Below are 24,410 nucleotides of genomic sequence, written 5' to 3'. Positions count from 1 at the left end.
CGGGAGGGCACCGTCGTCGCGGGGCACAATGGCAGCCATGGATGAGATGACGCGCGCGCACCGCACCGCCGGGACGATCTACCTGCTCGCCGCTGCGGTGGTGATCAGCGGCATGGTGCTCTATGCGCGCACGGGCATCGATCTCGAGGAGGCCGTGCGCGACGGCACGATGGCCACCTACCTCGATGCCGCATCGGGCAGCGCCGCTCTCGTCATCAACTATGCGATGTGGATCGCCACCGCGCTGCTCGTCGCGCTCGGCTCGGTCGCGCTGGCCGCGGCGGACCGGGCTCCAGCGACGATCATGGGTGCTGCCATAGCCGTGATCGCGGCCGCGCTGGCCCTGCCCACGTACTTGCTCGCCATGACCATCGTGGTGGCCGCCGCCGACGAGGAGGCAGTCGAGCTCGCGGCCGTGCTGGGCTGGATGGCCTCGCGCGCCGACTGGACCACCACGGCACTGCTGCTCGGCCTCGCGCCCGCGCTGCTGGCCTGGTCGGGCACATGGGCACCCGGGTGGCTGCGGGCGCTGGGCGCCGTCTCGGCGGCGTGCGGAGCCGTGGCGATCGGCGTGCTGGCGGTCGAGCCGCTCGCATCCGCTGGGTATGCCGTGCTCGTCACTGGCCCTGCATGGCTGATCGCTGCCGGGGCGGTGCTCGTCAGCCCTTCGCGCGGCGCTGCTCGCGAAGCTGCTGGCGCATCGCCGCATACTCGTCCGGGTCGATCTCGCCGCTGACGAAGCGCCGGTCGAGCAGTTGCTCCGCCGTCGGCGCTCCCGGATCGCCCGCGCCGCTGCGGGTCAGCACGATCACCGCCCACACGAGCAGGGCGAGCAACGAGATCCACACCACGGGCATGAGCATCATCCAGAGCCAGCCGCCGTCCCACCCGTACATCATCGCCATCACCGCTTCCTTGCTCGTTGCTCCTGATCCTTCTCGCGCGGGCGTGGCAGCGACAGGGCCGCCGGTCATGGAGCACGGGGCCGACCGGCACGGATCACGGGGGCATTGGTCCCTGCGGCCGTTCCTGCGGCGGGTGGCCGTGCCTGGTCTTGTAGGCGCGCAGGTACCCGTCCACAGCGGTGGGCAGGGTCGGGAAGATCTGTTCCTCGCCGATCCTTCCCAGCAGGCCCGCTGCGTCGAGGTCGGCGCGCAGCTCGCGCTTGACGCGCGCGAGGGCGAGGGTGACGCCGCGCTGCTCGAGCTCGACGCGCAGCTCCTCGAGCATGTCGGTGGCCGTCAGGTCGATCTCGACCATCGCCTCGGTGTTGACGACGAGCCATTCGGTCGGAGTGGGCGCGGAGTCCACGGCAGCGATGGCGCGGCGGTGGAAATCAGCGGCATTGGCGAAGAACAGGGGCGCGTCGTAGCGGTAGACCACGAGTCCCGGCATCCGGCGGGAGCGGGGATAGTCCTCGACATTGTGCATGCCCGCGATGCCTGGCACCTGGCCGAGGACCCCATCGTGCGGGCGAGCCACGCGGCGCAGCAGATCAAGGATGGACAGCACGACAGCGACGATCACTCCATAGAGCACGCCAAGGAGCACCACCGAGATCGTGGTGGTCAGGGCAAGCACGAGCTCGCTGGACCGGTACGCGGCGATGCGGCGGAACTCGCGGAGATCGATCAGCCTCGTGGCAGCGAAGATGACCAGCGCGCCGAGAGCAGCGGTCGGGAACAGGCCGAGGAGCGGGCCGCCGGCGTACAGGACGACGATCACGACAGCTAGCGCCGCGAGGGAGTGCACCTGGGTGCGGCTGCCGATCGCATCGCCGAGCGCCGTGCGGCTCGCGCTGCTGCTGACGGGGAAGGAGCTCAGCGCTCCCGCTCCGAGGTTGGCGGTGCCGAGGGCGAGCAGTTCCTTGTTGGCATCGATGCGGTGACCGTCGCCGCTGGCGAAGGAGCGCGCGGTCAGCACGTTGGTGGAGTAGCTGACGATGGCCACCCCGGCGGCCGCCGGCAGCAACGCCCCGAGGTCACTGGCGCTCACGCCGGGCAGGGCGGGCGCGGGCAGCCCCGCAGGGACCGATCCGACCACGCCGATGCCGATGCTGGCGAGATCGAAGGCCTCGGTGATCGCTGCGGCGAGGACGACCGCGACCAGCGGGACGGGCAGCCGTGGCCAGCGAGCATGCGCGACGAGGAGGAAGGTCGTGGTGGTCGCGGCGAGGACGACGGTCGGCCAGTGGATATCGTCGATCAGCCCGGCGAACGACACCACCCGCGCAACGGCAGCAGTGCCGTCGACCGCCGTGCCAGTGAGGGTGCCGAGCTGGCTGATGATCATGATCAGGGCGATGCCAGCCATGTAGCCCACCAGCACCGGCCGGGAGAGCAGATCGGCGAGGAAGCCGAGCCGGGCCACCCAGCCGAGGATGCAGACCACTCCGACGAGCAGCGCGAGCAGCGCGGCGAGGCTGGCGTAGCGGGCGGGGTCCCCGGCGGCGAGCGGGGCGATCGCGGCTGCCGTCATCAGTGCGGTGGTGGATTCGGGGCCAGCGGAGAGCTTGCGCGAGGTGCCGAGGATCGCGTAGAGCACCAGCGCGGCGCCGATGGCCCACAGCCCCACCACTGGAGGCAGGCCCGCGACGGCCGCATAGGCCATGACCTGCGGAACGAGATAGGCGGCGACGGTGATTCCGGCGAGCATGTCGGCGCGCAGCCAGCGCCGCTGGTAGTGGCGCAAGGTGACGATATTGCGGGGCACCCCGTTTGCCGTTGCCATGGCGACGCTCCGGGCTCGGAAACTGTGGCGTTATGGTGATCCTGCCACGCCGGGGCGGCTACCGTGCAGGTGTCGCCGCCTCACGGCACTGGATCAAGCAGCGCTGCTTGCTTCTTTTGGACAAAACTCCCGATGTGTGATGCATTCTGCACCTTGCCGCGCTATCGTCAGCGAGGTATACAGATCACACGTTTTTGTCTGCGTGTGTCCGTTTCGCTGGAGAGGACAAAGGTGTCGTCAGCAGAAGTAGTTCCAGAGAGCCCGGTGAGCGAGTGGCGCGACAAGAAGCGCTACTGGTGGACCCTCGGCATGCTCGTTCCCGGCGCGATGATCATCGTGCTCGGCCTCGTCTGGGGGCTCAACCAGATCGGCCTCACATCCGTCACGCATGTGCTGTGGTGGGCAGGCCCCATCCTCGTCTACATCCTCATCCCGCTCATCGATATCTTCCTGGGTCCCGACGGCGAGAACCCGCCGGAGGAATGGATGGAGCGGCTCGACAATGACAAGTACTACCGGTACATCCTCTACGCCTACATCCCCCTGCAGTACATCACGTTCTTCATGGCGATGTACCTGATCACCGCCAGTGACCTGGGCTGGCTCGGCTTCGACGGCGGTCTCGGCCTCGTCGACAAGATCGGCCTGGCGGTAAGCGTCTCCTTCGTCGGGGGCATCGGCATCAACACCGCGCACGAGCTCGGCCACAAGAAGGAGAACCTCGAGCGCTGGCTGTCGAAGATCACCCTCGCGCAGACCTTCTACGGCCACTTCTACGTCGAGCACAACCGCGGCCACCACGTCCGCGTCGCCACCCCCGAGGACCCCGCTTCCTCTCGCCTCGGCGAGACGTTCTGGGCCTTCTGGCCGCGCACGGTGTTTGGCAGCCTCACGTCCGCCTGGCACCTCGAGAAGATCCGCTTCGAGCGGATGGGCAAGAGCCACTGGAGCATCAAGAACGATGTGCTCAACGCGTGGCTGATGTCGGTGGTCCTCTTCGGTGCCGCCATCGCGCTCTTCGGCGTTGGGGTCATCCCCTACCTGATCCTGCAGGCGATCCTGGGGTTCTCGCTGCTCGAGGTGGTCAACTACCTGGAGCACTACGGCCTGGTGCGGCAGAAGACCGCGAGCGGGCGCTACGAGCGCTGCTCCCCGCAGCACAGCTGGAACAGCGACCACATCTGCACCAACGTGTTCCTGTACCACCTGCAGCGCCACAGCGACCACCACGCCTACCCCACCCGCCGGTACCAGATCCTGCGCTCCTGGGACGGCGCGCCCAACCTGCCCAGCGGCTACGCCAGCATGATCGTGCTTGCGTACTTCCCGCCCCTGTGGCGGCGCGTGATGGACAAGCGCGTGCTCGCGCATTACAACGGCGACATCACCAAGGCCAACATCCACCCCCGCAAGCGCGAGAAGTACCTCGCAAAGTACGGGGCCACGGCTAGCCCGAGCAACTAGCCAGCACTCCCACCTCCTCCGGGGCCAGCGCACACCGCGCTGGCCCCGGCTCGCGTCCTGGGGCAGCCACACGCGCTCCGGTCTGTCTGCTTGGTGGCAAACTGTGGCGCGGATCGCTTGCGCGCCGGTAGTTTCGAAACCATGGGCCTACCCCCACCCGCGACCACGCTGCCCGCGGAACCCGCGCGGATCGTGCCTTCCCGTGCCGCGGCGCGCGAGCTGATCACCACCCGCATCACCGCCACCTCCGCTGAACCGACGGTCGGCGCCGAGATCGAATGGCTCATCCTCGATCCGGCCGATCCCCGGCGCAGGCCGGCACTGCCAGAGATCGAGGCGGCGCTCGGCCCCTGGGCGCCACCGATCGGGGGCCGATCCGCGCCTTTGCCCGGAGGCTCAGTGGTCACCATCGAGCCGGGCGGGCAGATCGAGCTATCGAGCGCTCCCGCCGCCACCACCCGTGAGCTGCTCGCCGCGTTGCGCGAGGATGCCCGGCTGCTCGCCGCCCGGCTCAGCGACCGCCGCCTCGTGCTTGGCTGCGCGGCCGCCGACACCGGCCGCGCCCCCGAGCGGATCCTCGACGCGCCCCGCTACCGGGCCATGGAGTCGGTGTTCGACCGCAACGGGCCGATGGGCCGGATCATGATGAACAACACCGCCGCGGTGCAGCCATGCGTCGGACCGGGCAGCACTCCGGCCGAATCGGAGGCACGGTGGCAGATGCTCAACGCGATCGGCCCGGCCCTGATCGCGGCATTCGCCGCCTCGCCCCGGGTCGCTGGTGGCGCGGCGGGCCGGTGGGCGTCGCAGCGGATGCGTGCCTGGTTCACCCTCGATCCCTCCCGCACGCGCCTGCCCGCCGGATGCACCCTCGGCGAGGACTACGCGGAGTGGGCACTGGATGTCCCACTGCTGTGCGTGCGATCAAAGGGCGAGCAGTGGGCCGCTCCCCCAGGCCTCGCGCTGGGCGCCTGGATCGAGCAGGGCACCAGGTCCCCCATCGGGCGCGCAGCCACCGTCACAGACGTGGACTACCACCTCACCACCCTGTTCCCGCCCGTGCGGCCCAAGGGATTCTTCGAGATCCGCTACCTCGATCAGCAGCCCGATCAGCAGTGGGACATCCCCGTCGCCGTCGTCGCGGCACTGGTGTCCTGCCCTGCGGCCGTCGAGCACGCGCACGGCATCGCCGAGCCGACGGCCAGCTCGTGGGCGCGGGCAGCCCGCCTCGGCACCCGCGACCCCGGCCTGGCCCGCGCGGCAAGCGACCTGCTGATGCTGGCCGCCAGCCACTGCGAGGACACCACCATCGCGGCCCGCATCGAGCAACTGGCCCGGCCACAGACCACCACAGCACGAGCAGGAGCGCAGTGACCACCGAGCAGCCCAGGCATGATCCGTCGACCAGCCCCGTCCGCGAGCGCATCGCCACGACCCTCGAGCGTGCCCGCGCCCGCAGCACGCTGCTCACCGATTCCGTTGATGAGGCCGATCTCGTCGCGCAGCATTCCCGCCTCATGAGCCCCCTGGTGTGGGACCTCGCGCACATCGGCAACCAGGAGGAGCTGTGGCTCGTCCGCGACGTCGGCGGGCGGGAACCACTGCGCGCGGACATCGACGAGCTCTATGACGCCTTCCAGCATCCCCGCGCCACGCGCCCGCGGCTGCCGCTGCTCGGGCCGCGCGAGGCCCGCGACTACGTGCGCGTGGTCCGGGAAAAGACCCTCGATGTGCTCGATGCGACTCCCCTGGAAGGTTCGCCCCTGATCGAGGGGGGCTTCGCGTTCGGCATGATCGCCCAGCACGAGCAGCAGCACGACGAGACCATGCTCGCCACCCACCAGCTGCGCCGCGGAGAGCCCGTGCTCGCCGACCCGGCGCCGCCTCGTACCCGCATCGACGCCACCGGGCGGGTAGTGGTGCCCGCGGGCCCCTGCGAGATCGGCACTGACCACGAGCCGTGGGCGCTGGACAACGAGCGCCCCGCCCACACCGTGTGGATCGACGAGTTCGCCATCGCCCGCGCTCCGGTCACCTGCGGCGAGTACATGGAGTTCATCGCCGACGGCGGCTACGAGCGACGCGAGCTGTGGACGGAGGAGGGCTGGCAGCACCGGCAGGAGGCAGGGCTCTCCGCGCCACTGTTCTGGCGCCGCGAGGGCGAGCAGTGGTGGCGGCGGCGCTTCGGCCGCGAGGAGGCCGTGCCCGCCGACGAGCCGGTGATGCACGTGTGCTTCCACGAGGCCGAGGCATTCGCCCGCTGGGCCGGGGCGCGGCTGCCCACCGAGCACGAGTGGGAGAAGGCTGCCCGCTTCGACCCCGCTACTGGACGCTCCCGCCGCTACCCGTGGGGCGACGCCGAGCCCACTGCCGAGCACGCCAACCTCGGTCAGCGCCACATCCGTCCCGCGCCGGTGGGCGCCTACCCGGCCGGCGCGTCGCCGCTCGGGGTGCAGCAGCTCATCGGCGATGTGTGGGAGTGGACGTCCTCGCATTTCCTGCCCTATCCCGGCTTCCGGTTCTTCCCCTACGCCGAGTACTCCGAAGTGTTCTTCGGCAGCGATCACCGCGTGCTGCGCGGCGGATCGTTCGGCACCGACGAGGTCGCCATCCGCGGCACGTTCCGAAACTGGGACTATCCAATCCGTCGGCAGATCTTCGCGGGCCTGCGCCTCGCCTGGGACACCGGCAGCACCGGGCCGAGCTGATGTGCCGGCATCTCGCCCGCATCGGCGGACCCATCGTTGTCGCGGACGTGCCCGCCCGCGGGGCGCACTCGCTGGCGCGGCAGGCGCATGCGCCCCGGTTCATGCGCGGCACCGGCACCCTCAACGTCGACGGCTACGGCGTGGCCTGGAGCAATGGTGACGGGTGGCGCTCATACCGGCGGGCAGTGCCGCCGTGGGCGGACCCCTCCGGCGCGGCTGTGCTCGGCGCGGTAACCGCGACCGCTGTGATGGCGGTGGTGCGCGGCGCCACCACGGGAATGCCGTTGAGCGAGCACGCCTGCGCGCCGTTCACCACCGATGGCTGGGCGTTCTCCCACAACGGTTATGCCACCGGATGGCCCGCGAGCCTGGTGCCGCTCGCCCGGGAGATCCCGCTCACCGACCTGATGACCCTCGATGCGTCGGTGGACTCGGCGGTGCTGTGGGCATGGCTGCGCCACCACCTGCGGGCCGGTGCCGATCCCGCCGGGCTGCTGCTCGAGCTCGTGGCGCGCGTCGCCGAGGCCGCGCCCGGCTCCCGGATGAACCTGCTGCTCAGCGACGGCACCACCATCCTCGCCACGGCCTGGGGGCACAGCCTCGCGTGGTGGCGCGATGGTGGCGAGACGGTCGTTGCCAGCGAGCCCACCGACGATGCGCCCGGTTGGCAGTGGGTGCCCGATGGGCAGCTGCTCATCGCCCGGCCCGATCGCGTGGAGACCATCGCCATCCCGAGCACGGCCAGCCCGCCGCCCTGAAACCTTTCCCCCTGCGACCTTTCCCCTGCAGCCCCTTGGATGCCCACGAATCGGAGAACCATGGCCCACAGCACCCAGCACCTCGACGTCCACCTCGCCGACGACGCCCGCGCCGCAGCGCTCGTCGCGGACGTCCGCGACGGGCTCGCCGCCCAGCCCCGCACGCTGCCCCCGAAGTGGTTCTACGACGCCACGGGCAGCGAGTTGTTCGAGCAGATCACCCGGCTTCCCGAGTACTACCCCACCCGCACCGAGAAGGCCCTGCTCACCGGCTGTGCCAACGAGATCGCCGCGATCACCGGGGCGCGCACCATCGTCGAGCTCGGGTCCGGATCCTCGGAGAAGACCCGCCTGCTGCTCGATGCCCTCGATGCGTCCGGCACCCTCGCCACCTACGTCGCCCAGGACGTCTCCCCCGCCGCGCTCGCCGCCGCGATGTCCGAGCTCGAGCAGGACTACCCGGGCCTCGCCGTGCACGGGGTGGTCAGTGATTTCTCCGCCGGTGGGTTCCGCGATGGGCTGCGCTTCGTCCCCGACTACCCGGATCGGATGATGGTCTTCCTCGGCAGCACCATCGGCAACCTCGACCCCGCCGAGCGTGCCGCGTTCCTCGCCGCGATGCGCGAGTCCCTGCGGCCCGGAGAACATGTGCTCATCGGGGCCGGGCTCATCATCGAGGAGGCCACCATGGTCGCCGCCTACGACGATGCCGCTGGTGTGACCGCGGAGTTCAACCGCAATGTGCTCGCGGTGATGAACCGGGAGCTCGGCGCGGACTTCCCCGTCGAGGAGTTCGAGCACGTCGCGGTGTGGGACGCGCGCGCGAAGTGGATCGAGATGCGGCTGCGCGCGCGCTCGGCGATGACCGTCCGCGTCCCCGGTGCCGGGCTCGATGTCGAGCTTGCTGCCGGGGAGGAGATCCGCACCGAGATCTCCGCGAAGTTCGACCTGCTCGATCTCTCCGCGGAGATGGCCGCGCAGGGGCTGCCGGTGGCCCACGCGTGGCAGGACCCGAGGTCGCGGTTCGCGCTGCTGCTCGCCCGCGTCGAGTAGCCCGCGCCCCTGATCAGCGGGAGATAACGATCCATCGCCATCCCTCGTGCGTGTCGGTTTTGGGGACTACCATGTCAGGTAGGTCGGGATCCAACCTGATCAGAGGTGATGCTTTGTGAGCACGACAACGATCCGACGCTTTCTCACGTCGATGATGGGCTCGCTGCTTCTCGCCGTCGGCCTTGTCGCGGGCCCGGGCATACTTGGCTCGGCAGCGGCAGGCGCGTCCCCCTACTGCGGGATCACGTGGGGCTCCCTCGATAAGTCATGGCAGCACTACTCCAGCGGCACGGTCACCAACGTGCGTTCGGGGCGCCACGCGTGCTTCGACCGGCTCGTGGTCGATGTCGCTGGCCCGGTCGCGGGCTACAACGTCCGCTACGTCGATGTGGTGCGGGCTCAGGGCTCCGGCTTCGAGGTGCCCCTGCGCGGCGGTGCCCAGCTGCAAGTCGTCGTCCATGCCCCCGCCTACAACGAGCATGGCAACTCCACTTACTGGCCCGCCGATCGCAGCGAACTGGTCAACGTCTGGGGCTACGACACGTTCCGCCAGGTAGCGTTCGCCGGGACGTTCGAGGGCCAGACATCACTGGGCCTCGGGGTGCGAGCACGGCTGCCTTTCCGGGTATTCACCCTGGAGGGACCGGGCACGTCCTCGCGCGTGGTGATCGACGTGGCGCACTACTGGCAGTAGCTTGCCATCCCCCGTCACCTAGCCCTGGTGCAGCCTTGGGCTAGGTGACGACCCGGCTGGGATCCAGCCTCTTGGCGCCAAACGCACCGGAAACAGTCAAGCGCGATAGAAGCCGACCCGTTCGAACGGCGGCTTCTATCGCGTTTGCGGCGGTCACAGCTCGCCGCCAGCAGCAGCGCCCGGCCTCAGCTGGTGGCGACGGCGCACAGCCCGAGGAACGCTCCGAGCTCGGCGAGCCCGTCGGGAGTGGTCGGCATGTAGTCGGTCAGCGCCTGCGAGCGAACGATGACCGCGAGCCACTGGCCGCGCGAGATAGCGACGTTGAGCCGATTGCGCGACATCAGGAACCCCATGCCGCGCGGCACGTCCTCGACGGCCGAGGCGGTCATGGACACGATCGCGACAGCAGCCTGGCGGCCCTGGAACTTGTCGACGGTGCCGACGAGCACCTCGGAGAGGCCCGCATCGCGCAGGACGACCGAGATGAGGTCCACCTGCGCGTTGTAGGGGGCGACGACGATCAGGTCGGATTCGCCAAGCGGACGCGCGGGCTGGTCGCGGGCGGGCTTCCAGGCGGTGCCAAGCAGGTTTTCGATGGTCTCGCGCACCGCGTGCGCTTCCTCGATCGAGGACGTGGCGTTGCCACGGTGATCGATGGCATGCACCGCGACCCCGGGGGCGATACCGGCGAGGTGGCGGCCGGTGGTGACCTCTGCCTTGGAGCCCAGCCGTCCCTCGTAGGAAAGCGTGGAGACCGCCTCGCACAGGGCGGGGTGCATGCGGAAGGTGGTCTGGAGGAAGTAGCCGTGGCTCTCGGGCATCGTCGCGCGGCCAGCGAGGATCCAGCCCAGGGCCGAGAGGTCCACGGGCTCGGGGTGGGTGCCCTGGCTGACCTGCGGGAGCTGCTGGGGGTCGCCGAGGAGCAGCAGGTTGCGGGTGCTGGCGGTGACGGCGAGGGTGTTGGCGAGCGAGTACTGCCCGGCCTCGTCGATGACGAGCAGGTCCAGGGACTGCTCGGGCACCTGGTTGGCGTTGGAGAACGTCCAGGCCGTGCCACCGACGACGATGCCCTCGTGGGCATCACCGATGAGCCCGGGCAGCGCCTTCTTCGCGACGGTGGTCCACAGCTCGGAGCCGAGGCGGTTCTCGGCCTTGATGACCTGCGTGGCGGGCACCCCGGCCTCGGCGATGCCGTCGAGCATGTTCTCGACGACGGAGTGGCTTTGTGCGACCACGCCGACCTTCCAGCCGTGGTCGTTGACGAGCGAGGCGATGACGCGGGATCCGGTGTAGGTCTTGCCCGTGCCGGGCGGGCCTTGCACGGCCAGGTAGGAATCGGCGAGGTCGAGCAGGGTGGTGGTGATGGCGGTGGCGGTATCGCCGCCCGTGGCGGGCGCGGGCGGGCGGCCGCTGCGGGTGCGCGGGGTGGCGCGCTGCAGGATGTCGAGCCCGGCGCTGGCGGGCAGGTCGGGCCAGAGGTCATCGCATTCCTCGGCGAGGGTGGCGATGGCGGCCTCGAGGCTGGTGGTGGCGGGCGGCGCGGTGGGGGCGAGCGCGACGGGCAGGTCGTCGTGCGGCCCGGCGCCGCGGGGGGCGCGCTCGCGGAGGACGGCGCCCTTGCTCGGGTAGCGGATGCCAGCGGCGTCGCATTCCTCCTCGGTGCACAGGTGCGCGCTGCCGACGGCGCGTCCCTGGGGCACGGGCTGGTTGAGCGTATCGGGGGCGGGCGGGGCGTAGAGGGTGTGCACGTCGGCTCCCTCGCGGACCCCGGACCCGGTGGGCATGTCGCCCCGCAGGTGCAGGTAGCGGCAGTAGCTGGAGCGGGGGGTGGGCTTGTCCCAGTCGGTGATGATGGTGGCGTGCTCGATGAGCAGGGCGTCGTTGGCGTCGGCGAGGTCCGCATCCGCTGCGGTGAGGCGGTCGAAGTGCGCCCACCAGAATGGCTTGCGCTCGCGCTTGTGGTAGTTCAGCGCGGCGGCGAGCATGGCGGCGGCCTGGCGGGCGTCGTCGCGCGGGCGGTCGCCGGATCGCGCGAGGAGGGATTGCTCGAGGATGCTGGTGGTGTCGTCGTCGAGGGTGTCGTCGGGGTCGAGTGGCTCGGTCGCGGCGCGCAGCGCGATGCCGTGGTCGAGGGCGTGGCCGAGCAGCCAGTTGCGCAGGTGGAGGGTGGAGTCGCAGTCGTAGCGGTTGTAGTCGGCGATGGAGTCGAGGATCGCGGCGGCCTCCGCGTCATCGCCCCGCGCTCGCAGGTCGGTGAAGTGGGCGTACTCGACGATGGAGTCGCCGGCGGTGGTGACGTCGCCGCCGCGCAGGTGGTCGCCCATGTACAGCGGCTCGAGCTTCTTGATGCTGTAGGAGGGCTTGCCGACGCGCAGGGCACGCCGCACGATCGGGTACAGGTCGATCAGCACGTTGGCGCGCAGCAGGTCGTCGATCTCGTTCTCGCACACGCCGTGCCGGCCGGCGAGGCGGCGCAGGGCGGTCTTCTCGTAGGGCGCGTAGTGGTAGACGTGCATGTCGGGATAGCGGGCCCGCCGCTTGCTGACGTAGTCGACGAAGTCGATGAGCGCTTGCTTCTCCTCGGCGCGGTCGTGCGCCCAGAACGCCACGAAGGTGGTGTCCATGCCGGGGTGCTGCGCGTCGAGGTCCTCCTCGGGCGCTTCGACGAGGCCGAAGAGGTATTCCAGCCCCCAGTCCGGGTCCGCGCCGTCCGCCCAGAGGGGGTCGCCCTCGAAGTCGAAGAACACATCGCCGGGGCTCGGCTCGGGCAGCTCCCCGAGGGCATCGGGGGCGTGGAGGAGGTAGTAGGGGGTGCCGGTGCGTTCCTCGATGAGCTGGGCCTGGGCCTGGGCGCGCAGCCTTTCGAGGGCGGCCAACGAGACGCCCGGCACGCGGGCATCGTCGGGCAGGGCGGCGATCGCATCGATGGTGGTGGTTCCCGCGGCCATCAGCCGGGCGCGCTGCACGCTGGTGAGCCCGGCGACGAGGCTGGGATCCCGGGCGGCGCGCACGTCCTCGGCGACGAGGTCGCTGTGCACATTGACGGTGTAGCGGGGATCCCCCCACAGCACGGGGCCGTCCTCGGCGAGGTGCACGGCGAGGATGTGGTCGAGCCGCGCGCGGCGCTGCCGGTAGACGGGCAGGATGTCGGCGAGCTGGTGGGTGGTGACAGCTCCATCGCCGAGGACGAGGTGCGCGGTGCCGGTGGTGGGGATGCCCTCGTTCTCGAGCTGGTCGGCGTAGGCGGCGAGCTGGAGCAGGGCGGTGACGCGGGCATGCCGGGACAGCTTCGTGTCGTAGACGGCGTAACCGGCGCTGGAGGCTTCGCCACTGGTGGCGTCTCCGTTGGCAGCGGCGATGTCGGCGCGGACGAGGAAGTCGCAGAATCCCGCGAACCGCCCGTCGTAGAAGGTGCCCTGGTAGACGACAGCGGCTCCGGCGCGCAGGGCGTCGAGGGTGGCATGGTGCGCGGCGAGGAGGTCGTCGTGGGTGAACCGGGGCCGCGGGATCTCCACCACCGCGTCGCCGTGCTCGCGCCGGTATTGCTCGAGGTGGCGTTGCTCGTGCTCGTCGCCGAGCTCGGCGGCGCGGGCGAGCATCCCGTCCTCGCGCGCCGCGGCCAGGTCGTAGCGGCCAAGCTTCGCATCGAGTGTCCGCAGCAGGTCGAACTCGCTGGTGGCGGCCAGTGCGAGGTCGGTGGCGCTGCACACTGCCCGGGTCGGGGTGGCGGGGTCGAGGATGAACACGGCGGCTCCAGGATTCAGCCAGCGGGGGCGGGCGGTGCGGGATCGCAGACGACCCTACGTGGCCATGCCGACATTGTCCGCTCCCCGCGGCCTGGCTGGAGCGTTCAGCTCGCGATCTGGGCGCGCGCTCCGCTGGCCCCGGCCATGGCGGCGAGGAAGGGCTGGATCGCGGCGTGGAAGGCGACGGGCTCGTCGAGGTGCGGGAAATGCCCGGCGTCCTCGAGGATGACGGCTTCGGCGTGGGGCATGACCTCGCGGTTCTGCTCGGCGTGGAGGATGGGGATCATGTTGTCGTGGCGGCCCCAGATGACCATGGCGGGGATGTGCTGGTAGTCGGGGAAATGCTTGACGGCACAGATGGTCTGGCCGAGGGGTCCGATGACGCCCCGGGTGATGCGCAGGAACGCGCGGCGGGCGTCGCGGTCAGCAACGGTGCCGAAGGTCCGCCAGATCTCGAGGGTGCTCGGGCTCGCGGAGATGGGTCGGCCGAGCATCGCGGCGACGCGGGCGGCGGTCCCGGCGAGGCCGCGCAGCAGCGGGGAGGCGAGCACGGGCAGGACGAGCTCGCTGCCGGGCAGGCTCGCGGCGCGCAGCAGGAGGCTCACCTCGGGGCCGAGGCCACCGCTGCTGACGAGGGCGAGGCGCTCGACGCGCTCGGGGAACAGGTAGAGCATCTGCATGCAGACACCGCCGCCGTAGGAGTGCCCCACCACTGCGGCGCGGTCGATGCCGAGATGATCCATGAGGTCGCGGATGCTGGCGGCGTGGGCGCTGAGCGTGTAGTCGCCGGGGTTCTTGTCGGAGGCGCCGCAGCCGTAGAGGTCCACGGCGATCACGCGGAAGTCCTCGGCGAGCCAGGAGATCTGCTCGCCCCAGGAGGCGTGGGAGCCGAGCAATCCGTGGACGAGGATGATCGGGTCGCCCTCGCCGATGTCGACGTAGCGGAGGGCGTCGCCGTGGAATGCCACGGCATGGAGGGTGTGCTTCATCTGGGACTCCTGGTCGTTGCGCTGCCACGCACGATCAGGTGTGTACTTTCCTGAGGCGCGACAGGTGTTCTAGCTGCACTGTCATCGAATGTACCCGGCGCCACGTTCAGTGCACAAGTGTTCACTGTTTGCGTGTCTCGCCGGTCCCGCTCGCGATCCGGCCACCGTTTGGCATCGATTGCGCAACCCGGGGCCCGCCGCGCCCCAGCGCCACCGCTTCCCGTTCTATCGTCGCGCCACAGGCGTTCATACACCGCGCTCGCGGCAGCACCAAGGATGGGAATACATGAAGCACCCCCAGCAGCACCTGCGTTCCGCTCTCGCGCTCGCCGCCGCCAGCGGCCTCGCCCTCGCCGCGCCCTCGCTCGCCCTCGCCGAGCCGATCCCCGCGCCCGCCCAGGCGGGGGCCGCGCTCCCGGCGGAATGCACCCCCGCGGGCGAGCAGGTCACCTGCGTCTTCGATGAGCCCGGGCGGCATGCCCTCGAGGTCCCCGCGGAGTTCGAGTCCGCGATGATCGTCGCCACCGGCGCGCATGCCATCGACCCGGAATCCGGCGAGGTCCTCGACAGCGCGGCCACGGCCACCAGCACTTTCACGGAACTAGCAGGCATCCTCCGCATTTTCGTCGCCACCCCTGGCGAGGGCGGCGCCTCCGCGGTGCACACCGAGGCCAGCGACCGCGACGCGCGCTTCCTCGTCGCTGGCGGCGGCAATCCCCTGAGCAGCACCTACGCCGACGGGGCGACCACGGCGGAGGAGGCTGACGCGCCGCAGGTGATCATCATCCTGGGCGCCGAGGGTCCTGCCGGAGCCGGGGCGGCATCCACGGAGCCCGAGTGCCCCGGGCTGTGCATCGACACCACGATCGAGCAGCTCTACGACGCGTATCGAACGCTCGTCCGCTAGCCCAGGCCGGGCGCGCCTAGTCGTACTTGTTGTCGAGCTGCCACATCACGAACAGGCCGAGCCCCACGATGATGATGAACGCGCTCGAGGGCATCGTGGGACCGAGCATGGCGCCACCGAAGGGCTGGGCGAGCAGGATCACCCAGGTCATCACCGCGAGGATCAGGGTGACCGAGAGCCCGATGGGGTTGACGTGCGGCCGGCCCGGCAGCCCGCTCGCGTGGAGGTCGAGGTGCAGCGTGGTGCTGCGGGACCTCGCGCGGCGAGCCTTGGCGCGGCGCTCGGCGAGCGCGGCCGCGGCTGCTGACTTGCGCGGGTCCCCGGTGGACCGCGCTTGCTGCGCGCGCGCTGCCCAGGGCCACCGGCTCGTGGCCACTCCGCCCTTCCTGGTGCTTCCTGTCCGCGCGCTTCCTGTCCGCGCGCTTCCTGTCCGGGCGTGCCCCGCTTTCGCCCCCCGCTTGGCCGCGCCCCGGGACGAGGTGGCGGTGTCGCGGCGGGCGGCATCGCGGTAGCTGCTGCGATAGTCCTCGATGCGGTACTCGGATGGCCGATGGGGCCGGTAGGGCCGCACCGGGGCGGCTCGGCCGGGCTCGGGGATCCGCGGTGGCAACGGTGGCAGGCCCTGGCGTGGTGCGACCCGGCCTCTGGTGATGCGTGGTGGCGGTGTGGCCGCGCGCCGGGGCGCTGCGGCGCGGGCCTCGTCCCGGCGACGGCGAGAGGCGTGGTGGTGTTGGCGATCCATGCTCCACGTCCTCCCATGCCTAAAGGTCTACTTTAGGTTTATCGTAGGGCGCCGTCGCGGGGGCCGTCGCGTGTTGGTACGTAATCTTGATCACCTCGTTGCCGCGTGCCGCTGCGCGCTGGCCACCGCTGCACGCTGCGGGGATGCAAAACTCTTGGTTTTAGGGTTGACTTGCCTAACTGTGGCGACCACGCAGCACGACACCCAGCCCGCCCCCGCATCCAGAACCGTCGAGACCAATCCACCGTCAGCGACGGCACCTGCCCACGGGGGTGATTCACGCCTGCTCGCGCGGGCTCTCTCCCGCCACCGCGGGCCCCTCGCTGGCGCCACCGTGCTCGTCAGCCTCCACCAGGCCGCCGAGGCAGCCGTGCCGATCGCCATCGGCATCATCGTCGACCGCGCGATCGCCAGCGGAGACCTCCGGTTCCTCGTGCTCGCGATCGCTGCGCTCGGGGCACTGTTCCTGGTGCTCACCTTCTCCTGGCGCTTCGGCGCGCGCATCGTCGTCACCGCCGTGCAGCGTGAATCGCACGCGCTGCGCGTCGAGGTCGCCGGGCGGATCCTCGACCCGCGCGGCATCCGCGCTCCGCTCAAGGCCGGCGAGCTCACCACTATTTCCACCACCGACGCCGACAACACCGCCTGGTTCCTCGACCTCATACCGCGTGCCGTCGCCGCCCTCACCGCGCTCACCATCATCTCCGTCGCGCTGCTGGTCACCACGCTGCCCCTCGGCCTGATCGTGCTGCTCGGCACGCCCGCCATCATGGGTCTCGTCCAGCTCGGCTCCCCCGCCCTGATCCGGCGCACCGAGCAGCAGCAGGACTCCGTCGGCCGGGCAACATCCACCGCCACCGACGTGGTCACCGGCATGCGCCCGCTGCGCGGCATCGGCGCCGAGTCCAGCGCCACCGCCCTGTTCGACCGGCGCAGCCAGGCCGCCCTCGCCGCCCGGTTGCGCGCCGCCCGCGCGCACAGCCTCGTCACCGCGCTCGGCGTGACCGCCAGCGCGCTGCTCGCCGTCGGCGTGGTCGGCGGCGCGGGCTGGATGGCACTGACCGGGGCGCTCACCCCGGGCGAGCTGATCATCGTCGCCGGGCTCGCGCAGTTCCTCCTCGAGCCGCTCGGGCTGCTCGCGTCGATCCCGCCGATGCTCGCCGCCGCGCGCGGCTCCGCGCGTCGCATCGCGCTCGTCCTCGAGGCGCCCTTCGATACCGCCCCGGGCCCCGCCGGCGCCCCCGCGCCGACCGGTACCGGACTGGCCCTGCGCGGCGTCTCCCACCGCGGGCTCTCCGGCATCGACCTCGCCATCGACCCCGGGGAGCACATCGCGATCTTCGCCCACGATCCCGGCGACGCCGATGCGCTCGCCGACGTGCTCGCCAGCCATGCTCCCCAGCATGGCACCGTGTTCATCGACGGGACCGATGCCGCCCTCCTCGGGCTGGCCCAGGCACGCAGCGCGCTGCTCGTCGAGCCACACCACACCGAGCTGTTCGCCGGCACGATCCGCGACAACATCACCCTCGGCGGGGACAGCGGCGAGCTCGACCGCGTGCTCGCCGCATCCGCTGCCGCCGATGTCGTCGCCGCCCATCCCGACGGGCTCGACCATGCTGTCGCCGATCGTGGCGCCACGTTGTCCGGCGGGCAGCGCCAGCGGCTCGCCCTCGCCCGGGCGCTGCACGCCAGTCCCCCCATCCTCGTGCTGCACGATCCCACCACCGCCGTGGATGCCGTCACCGAGCAATCCATCGCCACTGGCATCCGGGCGCTGCGCGCGGGGCGCACCACGGTGACGATCACGCGCAGCCCAGCACTGCTCGCCGCCGCCGATCGAGTGGTCGAGCTGCGCGGGGGCGAGGTGGCGTCCATCGCGACGCATGCCTGGCTGATGCAGCACGAGCCTGCCTACCGGGCGGAGGTGGCGCGATGAGCGAGCAGCACCTCCTGCCCATCGCCCCGCCCCGCGCCACCGCGCGCTGGCTGGGCACCGAGCTGCGCGCCCGGTGGCGCGACGTCGCGGTCGCCCTGCTCGCCTCGCTCGGCGCGACCGTCGCCGCCATCGTGCCCGTGCTCGTGCTCGGCATCCTCGTCGATGCCGTGCGCGAGGGCGCCCCCGGCACGCGCATCGCGCCCTACATCGCGATCCTCGTGGTGGCCGCGCTGATGGCGGGAAGCCTCGCCGGGGTCTCCTACTACCTCGTCGCGAGGATCGGCGAGACCATCCTCGCGCAGCTGCGGGAGAGGTTCGTCGCGACCGTCCTGCGGCTGCCCCTGGCCGTGCTCGATGCCAGCGGCCGTGGCGATGTGCTCTCCCGCTCCGGCGATGACGTCGCCACCATCGGCAAGGCCGTCACCCAGGTGGTGCCCAATCTCGTCACCGCGGTGCTGATGGTCATCCTCAGCATCGGTGCGATGTTCGGCCTCGATTGGCGCCTCGGCCTCGCTGGGCTGGTGGCCATCCCGATGTATTGGCTGGCGCTACGGTTCTACCTGCCGCGGTCGGGGCCGATGTACCGGGCGGAGCGCATCGCGATGGGCGAGCGCTCCGAGGCCCTGGTCAGCAGCATCCACGCCGCCCGCACCGTGCGGGCCTATCAGCTCGAGGACCGGCAGGTGGGGCTGGTCGATACGGCCTCGGCTCGCGCGCGTGATCTGTCGGTCTCGGTGTTCGGCCTGTTCACCCGCTTCGTGGGCCGGGGCAACCGCGCCGAGTTCATCGGGCTCGCCAGCGTCCTCGCGGTCGGGTTCCTGCTCGTCGAGGCCGGTGAGGTGTCGGTCGGGCAGACCGCGGCGGCGGCGCTGCTGTTCCATCGGTTGTTCAACCCCATCGGGCTGGTGCTGTGGACGTTCGATGACATGCAGTCGGCGACGGCGAGCCTGGCGCGCCTCGTCGGCGTGATCTCCCATCCCGACGCGGTGCCCGCACCGGCTCCCGAGCGGTTGCCGCGGGCCCACGCCGTCGAGCTGACGGGGATCCATCATGCCTACGACGGTGACCATGAAGTGCTCCACGGCATCACCGTGACCATTCCCGAGGGCCAGCGGATCGCGCTCGTCGGTGCGACCGGTGCGGGCAAGTCCACGCTCGCGCAGATCGCCGCGGGCAGCCACCCGCCGACGCGCGGCTCGGTCACCATCGGCGGGCAGCCCATCGAGAGCCTCGGCGACCGCCTGCGCGAGGTGGTCGCGATCCTCAGCCAGGAGGTGCACGTCTTCACCGGGACCATCGTTGACGATGTGCGCCTGGCCGCCCCCGCAGCGACTGATGAGCAGGTCGTCGAGGTGCTGTCCCGCGCGGGGGCCATGGAGTGGATCCGGGAGTTACCGCTCGGGCTGGCCACGGAGGTCGGCGAGGGCGGCCATCGCCTCACCGCCGCTCAGGCCCAGCAGCTCGCGCTCGCTCGGCTTATGCTGGCCGATCCGCCGGTCGTGGTGCTCGATGAGGCCACCGCGGAGGCGGGCAGCGCCGGTGCCCGTGCCCTCGAGGCCGCGGCGCGGGAGGCCTGCGCGGGCCGCACCGCGCTGATCGTCGCGCACCGGCTCAACCAGGCCCGGTCCGCCGACCGTGTGATCGTGCTCGACCAGGGACGCATCGTCGAGGAAGGCACCCACGATGAATTGCTCGCCCGGCCCGGGGCTTATGCGCGGTTGTGGGCCGCGTGGGCCGATGCCGGGACGAGCGCGCGCTGAGCGGCTGCCTGGAGGCGCGGAACGATAAGCTAGCACCCGTGGTCGGAGAATCGATGGAGCAGCAGCAGCCCCCGGTGCTCACCGATGGGGTGGTGACGCTGCGGCCGTGGCGCGACAGCGACATCGAGGTGGCGCTGCGCGGCCACGATAGCGAGGCGCATCGCTGGATCGGCGCGCCTGATTCCCAGCGCCTCGCCGATGCTCCCCACGAGGCCACCGAGGCCTTCCGCGCGGGCGAGCTGCTCAGCCTCGTCATCGAGCACGAGGACCTGCCCGTGGGCTACGTGGAGGTCCGCCGCACCGCTGATCGAACCGGGGAGCTGACGTGGATGCTGTTCGCGGGCAACCGGGGCCGCGGCCTGGCCACCCGCGCGCTCGCGCTGCTCGCCGAGTACGCCTTCGACTCGCTCGGCTACGTGCGCCTGCAGGCCCACGTCGATCCGGACGATGAGCGGTCCATCCGCCTCGCCACCCGTGCCGGCATGCGCCGCGAGGGAACGTTGCGGCAGGGCGCGATCCGGGCGGGCGAGAGCGCCGAGGAAGCCGCTGGCGCTGGGCGGCTGCGCGATGCTGTGGTGCTCGCGCGCCTCGCCGATGACCGGCCTCTCTACGATCCGGCGGGCTTCCGGGAGATCCTCAATGCCTTCCTGCCCCGCAAGCGCGCCATCGCGCAGCTGATCGTCCGCGACGAGCAGGGGCGGGTGCTGCTGTGCCAGCTCACCTACAAGCGGGACTGGGACCTGCCGGGCGGGGTCGTGGAGGTCGGCGAGTCGCCGCATCTCGCGGCGGGCCGCGAGGCCGAGGAGGAACTGGGCGTGACCCTCGATGCCGGTCCCCTGGTGCTCACCGATTGGCTTCCCCCCTGGGGCGGCTGGGACGACGCGGTGTGCCTGGTGTTCGACGGCGGCATCCACGACAGCAGCATCGTCGACCGGATGGTGCTCGAGGCCAAGGAGATCCGGGGCGCGCAGTTCTGCAGCATCGAGCAGGTGCGGCGAGTGTGCGCGGACTTCACCGCCCGCCGCATCGAGGCCGCGCTCGCCGCGCTCGACGGCACCGGCGCTCCCTACACCGAGTCGGGCCGTCCGCCGGGCCAGCCCGGCACCTGACTCACCGGCACCTGAATCACTGACCCCGGAGGAGCCCTCATGGCCATCGGTGGCGCGACCCTCGCAGACCTTGGTCCCGTCGAGGTGCGCATCGGCACCATCATCGAGGCGCGGACCAACCCCCGCGCCCGCAAGCCTGCGCTCGTGCTGCGCATCGACCTCGGGCCGCTGGGCGTCCGCACCTCGAGCGCGCAGATCACCGACCTCTATGAGCCCGAGCAGCTCGTCGGCAAGCAGGTGGCGTGCGTGTGCAACCTCGAGCCGGTGCGCATCGCGGGCGTCAGGTCCGAGGTGCTCACGCTCGGCGCGCATCGCGAGGACGGGGCGGTGACGCTGGTGACGGTGGACCATCCCTGTCCCGACGGCACCGTGCTGGCCTAGTCGCGCACCTGTCTAGCCGCGCAGCCGATCGACCTCGGCCCGCAGCCGCTGCACCTCGCTGCGCAGTTCCCCGAGCTCGGCCTGGTAGAGGCCGGACAGCTCGGCGATGTAGTCGCGGTCGTAGAGCGGCACGATGCTGCGGGCGCAGTTCCAGTCGTGCGCTTCGATGTCGAGGATGATGCTGCGCTCGGCCTGGGCCGCCATGCGGGTGGTGCCGATCGTGACGAGCCGCTCGAGCAATTCCGGATCGTCGGCGCGGTCGATGACGGTGGCGGTGCCGAGGAGCTTGAGGCGCTGGCGGCGCGGATGGTCGATGAGGATCAGCGCGGCGCGCCCGTTGTGCTCGATGTTGCCGACCGAGGCGTACTGGGCGTTGCCGCGCAGGTCCGCGAAGCCGATGCGGTTGCCACCGAGGTGCTGGAGGAATCCGCGGGGCCCGCTGCGGTACTGGATGTAAGGCCATCCAGCGGGGGTGATGGTGGCGAGGTGGAACTGGAAGGCGCGGGCGAGGAAGCGCAGCTCGCGGTCACTGAGGTCCTGCGGGCCGTCGTCGGGGCGCTCGAGGTGGGTGCCGTAGGCGACGTAGGAGCCGTTGCGGTGCTGGCGGGCGAGCGCGTGCTCGCCGAGAACGAGGTGATGGTAGTGGTTGTTCATCGCTCGGGACCCTCGGTGGCTGCATCGCGGCGCGGCGGTGCGGGCTCGTGGCCAGGCCGGCCGGGCGTGCGGTTGTGTTCCTTCACCTCGGCCTCGAGGGTGTGACGGATGCCCCCGGCGAGAGTGTCGCGGGCGTGGCGCTCGAGCTCGCGGAAGGTGCTCCAGTAGCCATCGTCGAACTCCTCGACGACCTGGAAGGTCCACCGGCCGTCGAGCACGTTGAGCCCGATCAGCTCGGTGCGCAGCCGGTCGGCGAGCTCCTCGTGGCCAGCGTCGGCGAGCTGGTCGACGGCGTGGCCAAGCCGCTTGTCCGCTCCCCCGATGAGCTGGTGGAACGAGTAGAGGTGGCCGCGGGCCCGCTCGACCATCTCGAGGGCCTCGGATAGCTTGCCGAGCGCGGCGACGGTTTCGTCATCGACGCCGTGGGGGCGTCGCCCGGTCGAGCTCGCAGCGGTGGGATCGTGGCCGCTCATGCGTGATCGATCCGCCGATTGATGGCCCGCAGCAGCCGCAGCGGGGTGATCTGCGCGCTGGCGAGCATGGCGCTGGCCTGGGCGCCGACGGGGACGTGCACGGGGCGGGGCAGGTGCCAGCGGCGCGGGCGGGCGATGCCCACGATGCGCGCGGCGACGTCCTCGGGGCTAAGCCGCACGCCGAGGGTCTTCATCGAACTGGTCTTCTCGGAAGCGATCATGCCGGTGTCGACGAACAGCGGCCACACGGCGGTGACGCGGATGCCGTCGCGGCGCCATTCGAGGTCGAGCGCCTCGGTGAGGCCACGGACGGCGAACTTGCTGGCCGAGTAGGTGGCGAGCTCGGCCTGCCCGTAGATGGCGGAGGCGGAGCACAGGTTGATGACGTGCGCGTCCGGGGTGGCCTTGAGGTAGGGGTGGGCGAGGTAGCAGCCGTTGAGCACGCCGTCGACGTTGACGCGGGTGATCTGGTGCTGGGCGTCGAGAGGAATGTCGACGAACGGCCCGGCGCGCAGGATCCCGGCGTTGTTGACAAGCACATCGAGGCGGCCGCTGGTGCGATCCATGAACGCCTCGAGCGCCGCGGTCCACGAGTCAGGATCGGTGACGTCGAGATGGCCGGGGACGATGCTGCCCGCGGGGGCGCTGCGGGCGAGCCGGTCGGTGCCGGGCTCATCGACGTCGTAGGCACCGACGAGGTAGCCAGCGCGGGCGAAGGCGAGCGCGGTGGCCCTGCCTATACCGGCGGCGGCGCCGGTGATCAGGACAGTGGGGCGGGTGGCAGGCACGGGCGGGATACCCCTTCCTCGCGATCGGCTGGGCCCCTGTTGCCCAGGGGTGGCGATGCCCAGGATAGTGCTGCCAGCCTAGCGTCGGCGGGAGCCGCGAGTGCCCTACGCTCCCGTGGCGAGCCGGTAATGCTCATCGAGCGAATCGCGGAGCATCGCGATGTAGTCGCGCGGGTGCTCCAGGGACGTCGCGTCGGCGATGAATCCGAGCGATGCGGTGTCGCTGAACGAGCTGAGGTGATGGGACATGTGGGCGCCGGGGTTGACCAGGGGAAGCCCGAACGTGGCACGAACAGGGGCATCGGCGAGGTAGCGGGGATCCGGCCCGCCTGGCACGTTGGTCAGGCTGGTGTTAAAGGGCGATCCGGTGCGTCGTGGCGCGAGGCGCATGGCCGCGGCGAGCATGCCGGGCGGCAGGGTGCGGATCGCCCGCTCGATCGGCACGCGGGCCCCCACGCGCAGGGCCTCCTTGCGCGCGCGGGACTCGGTAGTGATGGCAGCGAGGCGTTCATGGACGTCGGCGGGGCGCAGGTCGATGGGGATGCTCGCGGCGGAGATCTCGTTGCCGAGCTGTGCCGAGGTTCCGGTCGTGCGCTGGTGCCCGTGCCGCTGCAGGGCGACGGTGATGGCGCAGTGGATGGGCTGCTCGGGAATGGTGCTGTACCGCTCGAGGTAGCGACGCTGGGAGCCCGCGATGATGGACAGCGCGACGTCATTGATGGTGGCGCCGGGCACGAGCTGGCGGATCGTCTTGAGGTGCGCGAACGGGAAGGGGAAGCCGTCATAGATGCGGTGGGTGAACCCGGTCGCATCGAAGATCGTGCGGGGACGGGGCTGGCGCGCGGCCTGGGGCTGCTTGGTCGCCTGCCGGGCCTCGCGCACCGATCCTGCGATGGTGCGGGCCCGCCGCGGGATGTCGGCGAGCGCCGCGGCGACCGTCGCGCGGGAATCCTGTCGCGGCGCCACGGCTGGCTCCGGGCGTGCCTGCACCGCATGGGGCTGCGGGGGCAACAGCTGGCGGGCGAGCTGGACGAATGATGCGCCATCGAGCACCGCGTGGTCTACGGAGAGAATGATCGCCGCGGCATCCTTGAGGGGCAGGGGCGCCTCGGCCAGCCCGGTGAGCATGGTGATCCGCCACGGCGGGCGATCCTCGTCGAGCGATTCCTCGGCGATATCGACGAAGTCCCGGCAGGCATCGGCCCACTTCTGCTCGCCCGATACCGGCTTGACCACGACGTGGCAGGCAAGATCAGGCTCCCCGCCCGGGAGAAGCGCGGCGCGGCCGAGGCCCAGCGGTGACGGCTGGGGCACCGCCGCGTACAACGGGTGGCCCTGGAGCCGCGCGGCGACATACTCCCGGAACTGCTCGGCGGTGCGTGGCGCGGCCTCGCTGCCGTCGAGCTCGATGAGATTCATGCTCGCCATGTTGCGACGCGGCAGCTTCCGCGACATGTGCCAGATCAAGGAGCTCGCGTCATCCATTTCGGCCATGACACGTACGTTATCAGCAGG

General features: G+C 71.0%; 21 protein-coding genes. 12 read left to right on the top strand and 9 right to left on the bottom strand.

Features of this window, described 5'->3' with window-relative positions; translation table 11 throughout:
• Positions 1 to 37 precede the first annotated feature (37 nt).
• Positions 38 to 736: a hypothetical protein gene (locus tag FXO18_RS01790; RefSeq protein ID WP_149359352.1), complete on the top strand. Its 699-nt coding sequence runs from the start codon at positions 38 to 40 to the stop codon at positions 734 to 736.
• Here the strand turns inward: FXO18_RS01790 and FXO18_RS01785 are convergent.
• Both FXO18_RS01785 and FXO18_RS01780 read right to left on the bottom strand, forming a co-directional pair.
• Entirely contained in the window at positions 660 to 905 is a 246-nt protein-coding gene (locus tag FXO18_RS01785) for an SHOCT domain-containing protein (RefSeq protein WP_223114425.1), read from the bottom strand. The two genes, FXO18_RS01790 and FXO18_RS01785, sit on opposite strands and share 77 nt — an antisense overlap.
• A 94-nt stretch (positions 906 to 999) precedes the next feature.
• Positions 1,000 to 2,730 (bottom strand): SulP family inorganic anion transporter, encoded by a 1,731-nt coding sequence (locus FXO18_RS01780; RefSeq protein WP_149359351.1) that lies wholly within the window; start codon positions 2,728 to 2,730, stop codon positions 1,000 to 1,002.
• Positions 2,731 to 3,039: 309 nt separating this feature from the next.
• Here FXO18_RS01780 and FXO18_RS01775 point away from each other — a divergent pair, with 309 nt between their 5' ends.
• The 6 genes from FXO18_RS01775 (at position 3,040) to FXO18_RS01750 (ending at position 9,407) form a co-directional block, all read left to right on the top strand.
• Entirely contained in the window at positions 3,040 to 4,194 is a 1,155-nt protein-coding gene (locus FXO18_RS01775) for an alkane 1-monooxygenase (protein ID WP_407936431.1), read from the top strand.
• A gap of 141 nt (positions 4,195 to 4,335) precedes the next feature.
• Positions 4,336 to 5,568, top strand: coding sequence for a glutamate-cysteine ligase family protein (locus FXO18_RS01770; protein ID WP_149359349.1), 1,233 nt, complete (start codon positions 4,336 to 4,338; stop codon positions 5,566 to 5,568).
• On the top strand, positions 5,565 to 6,902 hold the full coding sequence (egtB, locus tag FXO18_RS01765) for an ergothioneine biosynthesis protein EgtB (protein ID WP_149359348.1): 1,338 nt from the start codon (positions 5,565 to 5,567) through the stop codon (positions 6,900 to 6,902). The genes FXO18_RS01770 and egtB overlap by 4 nt, the downstream gene beginning before the upstream one ends.
• Positions 6,902 to 7,660 (top strand): class II glutamine amidotransferase, encoded by a 759-nt coding sequence (locus tag FXO18_RS01760; RefSeq protein WP_149359347.1) that lies wholly within the window; start codon positions 6,902 to 6,904, stop codon positions 7,658 to 7,660. Before egtB ends, FXO18_RS01760 begins: the two co-directional genes overlap by 1 nt.
• Before the next feature lie 60 nt (positions 7,661 to 7,720).
• Entirely contained in the window at positions 7,721 to 8,713 is a 993-nt protein-coding gene (gene egtD, locus FXO18_RS01755; protein ID WP_149359346.1) for an L-histidine N(alpha)-methyltransferase, read from the top strand.
• 115 nt (positions 8,714 to 8,828) lie between these two features.
• Positions 8,829 to 9,407 carry an AMIN-like domain-containing (lipo)protein gene (locus FXO18_RS01750; RefSeq protein WP_235900383.1) on the top strand — a complete coding sequence of 193 codons (579 nt, stop codon included), beginning with the start codon at positions 8,829 to 8,831 and terminating at the stop codon, positions 9,405 to 9,407.
• A 185-nt stretch (positions 9,408 to 9,592) separates the two neighbouring features.
• On the opposite strand, the gene FXO18_RS01745 is transcribed toward FXO18_RS01750, so the two are convergent.
• Both FXO18_RS01745 and FXO18_RS01740 read right to left on the bottom strand, forming a co-directional pair.
• The gene (locus FXO18_RS01745; RefSeq protein WP_149359345.1) at positions 9,593 to 13,153 is read right to left on the bottom strand and encodes a TM0106 family RecB-like putative nuclease; all 3,561 of its coding nucleotides are present in this window, start codon (positions 13,151 to 13,153) and stop codon (positions 9,593 to 9,595) included.
• Positions 13,154 to 13,257: 104 nt separating this feature from the next.
• On the bottom strand, positions 13,258 to 14,142 hold the full coding sequence (locus FXO18_RS01740; RefSeq protein ID WP_149359344.1) for an alpha/beta fold hydrolase: 885 nt from the start codon (positions 14,140 to 14,142) through the stop codon (positions 13,258 to 13,260).
• 286 nt (positions 14,143 to 14,428) lie between these two features.
• Between FXO18_RS01740 and FXO18_RS01735 the strand changes: the two genes are divergently transcribed.
• Positions 14,429 to 15,049, top strand: a complete 621-nt coding sequence (locus FXO18_RS01735; RefSeq protein ID WP_149359343.1) for a hypothetical protein — start codon at positions 14,429 to 14,431, stop codon at positions 15,047 to 15,049.
• 16 nt (positions 15,050 to 15,065) lie between these two features.
• On the opposite strand, the gene FXO18_RS01730 is transcribed toward FXO18_RS01735, so the two are convergent.
• Positions 15,066 to 15,791 carry a hypothetical protein gene (locus FXO18_RS01730; protein ID WP_149359342.1) on the bottom strand — a complete coding sequence of 242 codons (726 nt, stop codon included), beginning with the start codon at positions 15,789 to 15,791 and terminating at the stop codon, positions 15,066 to 15,068.
• A gap of 283 nt (positions 15,792 to 16,074) precedes the next feature.
• Here FXO18_RS01730 and FXO18_RS01725 point away from each other — a divergent pair, with 283 nt between their 5' ends.
• The 4 genes from FXO18_RS01725 to FXO18_RS01710 are packed head-to-tail and all read left to right on the top strand — an operon-like array spanning position 16,075 to position 20,980.
• Positions 16,075 to 17,730 carry an ABC transporter ATP-binding protein gene (locus FXO18_RS01725; RefSeq protein ID WP_407936430.1) on the top strand — a complete coding sequence of 552 codons (1,656 nt, stop codon included), beginning with the start codon at positions 16,075 to 16,077 and terminating at the stop codon, positions 17,728 to 17,730.
• Positions 17,727 to 19,490, top strand: coding sequence for an ABC transporter ATP-binding protein (locus FXO18_RS01720; RefSeq protein ID WP_149359340.1), 1,764 nt, complete (start codon positions 17,727 to 17,729; stop codon positions 19,488 to 19,490). The genes FXO18_RS01725 and FXO18_RS01720 overlap by 4 nt, the downstream gene beginning before the upstream one ends.
• A 38-nt stretch (positions 19,491 to 19,528) precedes the next feature.
• Positions 19,529 to 20,599 carry an NUDIX hydrolase gene (locus tag FXO18_RS01715; protein ID WP_149359339.1) on the top strand — a complete coding sequence of 357 codons (1,071 nt, stop codon included), beginning with the start codon at positions 19,529 to 19,531 and terminating at the stop codon, positions 20,597 to 20,599.
• 39 nt (positions 20,600 to 20,638) lie between these two features.
• Positions 20,639 to 20,980: a tRNA-binding protein gene (locus FXO18_RS01710; protein ID WP_149359338.1), complete on the top strand. Its 342-nt coding sequence runs from the start codon at positions 20,639 to 20,641 to the stop codon at positions 20,978 to 20,980.
• A 12-nt stretch (positions 20,981 to 20,992) separates the two neighbouring features.
• Here FXO18_RS01710 and FXO18_RS01705 read toward each other — a convergent pair whose 3' ends face one another.
• From FXO18_RS01705 to FXO18_RS01690, 4 genes are all read right to left on the bottom strand, one after another.
• A complete protein-coding gene (locus FXO18_RS01705) occupies positions 20,993 to 21,634 on the bottom strand; it encodes a pyridoxamine 5'-phosphate oxidase family protein (RefSeq protein ID WP_149359337.1) in 642 nt (213 codons plus the stop codon).
• Positions 21,631 to 22,107 (bottom strand): hypothetical protein, encoded by a 477-nt coding sequence (locus FXO18_RS01700; RefSeq protein WP_149359336.1) that lies wholly within the window; start codon positions 22,105 to 22,107, stop codon positions 21,631 to 21,633. Before FXO18_RS01700 ends, FXO18_RS01705 begins: the two co-directional genes overlap by 4 nt.
• Positions 22,104 to 22,895 (bottom strand): SDR family oxidoreductase, encoded by a 792-nt coding sequence (locus FXO18_RS01695; RefSeq protein WP_149359335.1) that lies wholly within the window; start codon positions 22,893 to 22,895, stop codon positions 22,104 to 22,106. The genes FXO18_RS01700 and FXO18_RS01695 overlap by 4 nt, the downstream gene beginning before the upstream one ends.
• A 105-nt stretch (positions 22,896 to 23,000) precedes the next feature.
• The gene (locus FXO18_RS01690; protein ID WP_187774132.1) at positions 23,001 to 24,389 is read right to left on the bottom strand and encodes a wax ester/triacylglycerol synthase domain-containing protein; all 1,389 of its coding nucleotides are present in this window, start codon (positions 24,387 to 24,389) and stop codon (positions 23,001 to 23,003) included.
• Positions 24,390 to 24,410 lie beyond the last annotated feature (21 nt).

It is taken from the genome of Lolliginicoccus suaedae (assembly GCF_008312885.1).
Taxonomy (GTDB): Bacteria; Actinomycetota; Actinomycetes; order Mycobacteriales; family Mycobacteriaceae; genus Lolliginicoccus; species Lolliginicoccus suaedae.
The sequence above is the reverse complement of the archived record's forward strand: the minus strand, read 5'-3'. Positions and strand labels throughout refer to the sequence as shown.

Excerpts from the sequence above, each read along its gene's own strand:
- FXO18_RS01775 (WP_407936431.1), top strand. The coding sequence starts at position 3,040 with ATGCTCGTTCCCGGCGCGATGATCATCGTGCTCGGCCTCGTCTGGGGG.
- FXO18_RS01785 (WP_223114425.1), bottom strand. The coding sequence starts at position 905 with ATGGCGATGATGTACGGGTGGGACGGCGGCTGGCTCTGGATGATGCTC.
- egtD (WP_149359346.1), top strand. The coding sequence starts at position 7,721 with ATGGCCCACAGCACCCAGCACCTCGACGTCCACCTCGCCGACGACGCC.
- FXO18_RS01710 (WP_149359338.1), top strand. The coding sequence starts at position 20,639 with ATGGCCATCGGTGGCGCGACCCTCGCAGACCTTGGTCCCGTCGAGGTG.
- FXO18_RS01770 (WP_149359349.1), top strand. The coding sequence starts at position 4,336 with ATGGGCCTACCCCCACCCGCGACCACGCTGCCCGCGGAACCCGCGCGG.
- FXO18_RS01790 (WP_149359352.1), top strand. The coding sequence starts at position 38 with ATGGATGAGATGACGCGCGCGCACCGCACCGCCGGGACGATCTACCTG.
- FXO18_RS01730 (WP_149359342.1), bottom strand. The coding sequence starts at position 15,791 with ATGGATCGCCAACACCACCACGCCTCTCGCCGTCGCCGGGACGAGGCC.
- FXO18_RS01760 (WP_149359347.1), top strand. The coding sequence starts at position 6,902 with ATGTGCCGGCATCTCGCCCGCATCGGCGGACCCATCGTTGTCGCGGAC.
- FXO18_RS01740 (WP_149359344.1), bottom strand. The coding sequence starts at position 14,142 with ATGAAGCACACCCTCCATGCCGTGGCATTCCACGGCGACGCCCTCCGC.
- FXO18_RS01720 (WP_149359340.1), top strand. The coding sequence starts at position 17,727 with ATGAGCGAGCAGCACCTCCTGCCCATCGCCCCGCCCCGCGCCACCGCG.
- FXO18_RS01780 (WP_149359351.1), bottom strand. The coding sequence starts at position 2,730 with ATGGCAACGGCAAACGGGGTGCCCCGCAATATCGTCACCTTGCGCCAC.
- FXO18_RS01705 (WP_149359337.1), bottom strand. The coding sequence starts at position 21,634 with ATGAACAACCACTACCATCACCTCGTTCTCGGCGAGCACGCGCTCGCC.
- FXO18_RS01735 (WP_149359343.1), top strand. The coding sequence starts at position 14,429 with ATGAAGCACCCCCAGCAGCACCTGCGTTCCGCTCTCGCGCTCGCCGCC.
- FXO18_RS01700 (WP_149359336.1), bottom strand. The coding sequence starts at position 22,107 with ATGAGCGGCCACGATCCCACCGCTGCGAGCTCGACCGGGCGACGCCCC.
- FXO18_RS01690 (WP_187774132.1), bottom strand. The coding sequence starts at position 24,389 with ATGGCCGAAATGGATGACGCGAGCTCCTTGATCTGGCACATGTCGCGG.